This is a genomic window from Fodinibius sp., assembly GCF_041642155.1.
Lineage (GTDB): Bacteria > Bacteroidota > Rhodothermia > Balneolales > Balneolaceae > Fodinibius.
In genome coordinates this window covers 1-4,322 of record NZ_JBEPWZ010000258.1, presented here as the reverse complement: position 1 = coordinate 4,322, position 4,322 = coordinate 1, and the positions used below count along the sequence as shown (strand labels likewise).

Genomic DNA, 4,322 nt, shown 5'->3' with positions numbered 1-4,322 from the left:
CTTTAAACGTCCTGAAGGCATACTTAAAAAGAACGGGCTATTTTTGTCCATCCTTTTGTGCGAGCGTTGTGCGTCTGTTGTAACAGGAAGGACAATAATCAGGGTGAAATTTGGAAGAAAGTAGGGGTCAAGAGGTAAGAAGTGATTTAAGCAGGACGTATAGAGGCAGTAGGCCTATGACTGGGAGTTAGAAATTAGGGTTGGAGGCTCTTGGCTGGACGCTGGAGGCTGGACATTATTGACGCATATCTGCTTATTGACATCCTGCAGCTAACTATTTCGGGAAAAATCACCCAGTTCTTCTCTCAGAATATGCAGTGCTTTACTGATATGGGTTTCGACCGTCTTAACCGAGATATCCATTACCCCGGAAATCTCGGTATAGGTCAATCCTTCCTCCCTGCTTAACAGGTAAGCCCTGCGGGCCCGCCTGGAAATTTTCGAAAGAGCAATACTGTACGCCTCCTGCACTTCGGCAGAGTTGTCAACAGCGTCGCTTCGGGGGTCAACCTGTGTAAGCTTCTCCAGGTTTTCTTCCAGCCACCGGTCGTACCTTTTAGCTCTTTTTAGTTTTTTAAGCGCGTGATTTCGCGCTGTTTTCAGAAGGTAACTCTTAAAGGCCGGGTGATTAAAATCAATCCGTTCTCTCTTCCTCCACATTTGTATAAATACTTCCTGGGTCCAGTCTTTTACCCGGGCTTTATCGGAGGTATAGGTATACAGAAAGGAAACCACATCATCCACATATTTGTTAAACAACTGTTCGAACTGATCCCTTGTAAGCATAGACCCTGTTGATCTTATTTTTTCATTCCCGGTCAATAACCGCCCAACCATCACACCGCTTCTCTTTAGCATTTCGTTCAGGCGAATATTCCACCCCTTGAAAGGTATTAAATAAAGTTTTTATTTCGTTAATCAAAAGTAAAAAATCTTTTTTGATGCTGTTACTGCTGTGAAGCATCTTTGTCCCCGTTCCCGGATTGATCTTTCCTATTACTCCAGGCTGTCCATCCCCAAAGCAGCAGAAAGCCGATGCCCAGCAGGGCTGCAACCGGGCGATTGAAAAACGGCCAGATAATCCCCTCCGAACCGGTAACGGTCTGGATGAACCGCTCTTCCAGCGGTCCCCCTAAAATAATTCCCAGTACGACCGGGCCCAGTGGGATGCTCCGGCGTTCCAGGACAAAGCCAAGCAGGCCCATCCCCAGCATGATGCCGACATCAAAGTAACTCCCCTGGATTGCAAAAGACCCGATAATGCAAAACAACAGAATAACAGGGAGCAATATTTTTTGCGGTATTTTAATGACAAAGCGGCCGGTCTTGATGGCAACATATCCCACGACCAGCAGGACCAGGTTGGCAATGATAAAGGCCAGATAGATGCTGTATACCAGTACCGGCTGGTTTGCAAAAATCTCCGGACCCGGGTTCAGGTTTTTCATAAGCAATACCCCGATCACAATCGCGGTTATGGAATCCCCGGGTATCCCGAAAACCAGCGCCGGGATCCATGTCCCGGCCAGTGCGGAACTGTTGGCCGTCGTAGCGTCGGCAATCCCTTCCAGCGATCCCTTGCCGTACTCGCCGGGGTTCTTGCTGGATCGTTTGGAGGCCGCCAGGGAAATCCAGGACCCCATGTCCGCTCCCGCACCGGGCAGCATTCCTGTCACCGAACCAATAAAGCCGGAACGCAGGAAATCGCCTTTGCGGCGGGTGATCAGCCGGACGGGAGCCCGGAAAATGGAGACGAAAGGCGTCCACATGGACCGTTTCAACCAGCCGCCTTCTTCCGTTTCCTCTTTTTTGTCTGCGGGCGTATCCGGTATGGATCGCTTTTTTCGAATATTCATGACGTTCCGCAATACCTCGGAAAGCCCGAACAAGCCAATCATGGCCGGAATGAAACTGATGCCCTGGTACAGCTGGGGCAGTCCAAACGTGAATCGCGCTTCGGTATGCACCGCGCTCAGCCCCACCAGGGCAAGGAACAACCCGATAAGCAGGCCCAGCAGCGACTTGAGAACGGGTCCCCGTGCCACCACGACCGCCGAACTCAGTCCCAGCAGGTACAACCAGAAATATTCGGCCACGCTGAACATCGAAGCCACCCTGGCCAGCTGTCCCCCCAGCAGAATAAGAATAACCGCCCCGAACAGTCCCCCCGTCACACTTCCCATCAGCGCCATCCCCAGCGGCTTTTCCGACTGCCCCCTCCGGGTAAATGCGTAGGCGTCATCCACATAGGCGGCCGAGGCGGGAGTCCCCGGTATGCGAAGCAGCGTCGTAGGAATGTCGCCGGCAAAAATGGCACAGGCTGTCATGGTCGCAATGCCCGCCAGCGCCGGGACAGGATCCATCCAGTAGGTGATGGGGACAAACAACGCGACGGCCATCGTAGCCGTCAAGCCGGGAACCGCCCCTAAAAAGATGCCGTATATGGCCGACAGGATAATCACCATCCAGATGGACGGGGACAGAACAATCAGTTGCAAGGCTTCTATGAGTGCTTCCAGCATAATGTAACCATGAATATTACCATCCCAGCAGTCCCCATGGCAGGGGGACCCGCAGGTAGATTGCGAAAAGTTGATAGGTCAGTGGCACAAAGACCAGTACGACCGCCAGGGCGATTGGCCATCGAACGCGGAATTGCCACATCAGCAGCAGCAGGATGAACGCTGCTGAAACGATAAAACCAAGATACTCGGCAAACAGCAGGTAAAAAACAACAGCCCCAATCAACAAGGCGATATGAGCGTAATCGATTCCCATGAGGCCCTCGGCATCCGCACTGCGGCCCAGGCTGCCGCTAAAGACTAATATCAGAATGATAAGCCCCATCAAGGCTAAAATAACCGAAGGAAAGAACATCGGGCCATACCGCTGCGAAACCACCCCTTCAAACGCTCTGCTGTTAAATATTCCGCCATAGATTTGATTCTCCTCCTCCAGGAACTGAAGGAAGGCCTCCGGGGACTGGCCACTGCTGCCAAAGCCGGAGGTCTCCAGGAACCGATGGTACTCCTCGCTTTCGATAACGGTCTCTACCGCTTCCAGCAACACACGGTAGCGCTCTTCCGGGACCTCATCCGGTACGGCCAGGCCCCGCCAGGTTTGGCTGGTCCAGTCGTATCCCTGCTCCTGAAAGGTGGAGATATCCTGCTGATCGGCCAGTCGCTCATCGGCCATCACTCCCAGGCTCCTTATCTCCCCCGCATCGTACAGCGACCTGGCCTCCGGGAAGCTGCATACAACCATATCGACTCCTCCTGCCATCAGCTCCTGCAGGGAGGGAGCCGACCCGTTAATGGAGATCCAGGTAACCGCATCGGCCGACAGTCCCGCTTCCAACAGCCAGCCTGCCAGGCTTACGTGCCATACCCCTCCGAACGCCGTGCCGGATGCCTGCAGGGAACCCGGCGACTCCCGGATAGCCTGCTCCAAATCATCCAGGTTTTCCCAGGGCGCGTCCTCGCGTACAAACAGGGCGGCGTTATCCTGGTTGACCTTCATAAGCGGCCGATAGTCCCGGTAGGTGATATTCGTCAATCCCCGCCAGTGCAGCATGTTGATTTCCGCCGTTATCATGGTTATGCTGTATCCGTCAGGCCGGTCCAGGGCGCCCCGCGTGTGTCCCGTCACCCCGCCGCCGCCGGTGGCATTGATCACGTTGACGGGTACCCCCAGCTCTCGTTCCATCTGGGAAGCGATCTGACGGGCCACCCGGTCGGTGCCACCGCCCGCAGACCACGGACATATGAGCGAGACCGGCCGTTCCGGATAGGATGCTTCCTGCGTGCACCCGGACATTAAAAATGTCATCACAAAAAAGACGACACCGCATATTCTACAGATCCAATCCATCCTTATTGAATACAATACATGACATGACATTTAAAATCAGCCCGGATTTCTCACCGGGGGGATACGGTTAGGCCCTGGAAAGCTCTTCCCGGATCCTCTCCCCTACGATTTCCGCTTCGCCGGGCTGTAACATAAAGACGGTGAGGTTTATCGTATTTTCCCCGCTGCCCCTCATCTCGATAGAGGGATCGCCCTCTCTTAGATTTTCCCTGAGCTCCACTTGTGATAGACTTATGGTATTTTTGTCCCACGTTATCGCCAAGGAAGGCGTGTGATTTGCGATGGGTGGAACGGTAACCTCGGTCGTTACCCCGTCCACTTGCCTGGCCTTATCTTCAATCAGCGCAATGCGGTCTTCCCACCTTTTCCACTGCTCCTCGTGATCCATCTCAACATAACGCTTGACGGCGGCATACATGCCGAGGATCTCTTCTTTATTTACCTTCATGCCA

At 53.6% G+C, this 4,322-nt stretch carries 3 protein-coding genes and 1 pseudogene; all 4 read right to left on the bottom strand.

Features of this window, described 5'->3' with window-relative positions; genetic code table 11:
* Positions 1–270: 270 nt before the first annotated feature.
* The gene (locus ACESLU_RS12215; protein WP_372638924.1) at positions 271–786 is read right to left on the bottom strand and encodes an RNA polymerase sigma factor; all 516 of its coding nucleotides are present in this window, start codon (positions 784–786) and stop codon (positions 271–273) included.
* A 161-nt stretch (positions 787–947) separates the two neighbouring features.
* Complete coding sequence (locus ACESLU_RS12210; protein ID WP_372638923.1) at positions 948–2,522, bottom strand: tripartite tricarboxylate transporter permease; 1,575 nt, start codon at positions 2,520–2,522, stop codon at positions 948–950.
* A 16-nt stretch (positions 2,523–2,538) separates the two neighbouring features.
* Positions 2,539–3,828: a tripartite tricarboxylate transporter substrate-binding protein gene (locus ACESLU_RS12205; protein WP_372638925.1), complete on the bottom strand. Its 1,290-nt coding sequence runs from the start codon at positions 3,826–3,828 to the stop codon at positions 2,539–2,541.
* A gap of 109 nt (positions 3,829–3,937) precedes the next feature.
* Positions 3,938–4,322 (bottom strand): annotated as a pseudogene (locus tag ACESLU_RS12200) (selenocysteine synthase); the annotation flags it as partial.

Coding starts and splice junctions, on each gene's coding strand:
- ACESLU_RS12215 (WP_372638924.1), bottom strand. CDS start 786: ATGCTTACAAGGGATCAGTTCGAACAGTTGTTTAACAAATATGTGGAT.
- ACESLU_RS12210 (WP_372638923.1), bottom strand. CDS start 2,522: ATGCTGGAAGCACTCATAGAAGCCTTGCAACTGATTGTTCTGTCCCCG.
- ACESLU_RS12205 (WP_372638925.1), bottom strand. CDS start 3,828: ATGACATTTTTAATGTCCGGGTGCACGCAGGAAGCATCCTATCCGGAA.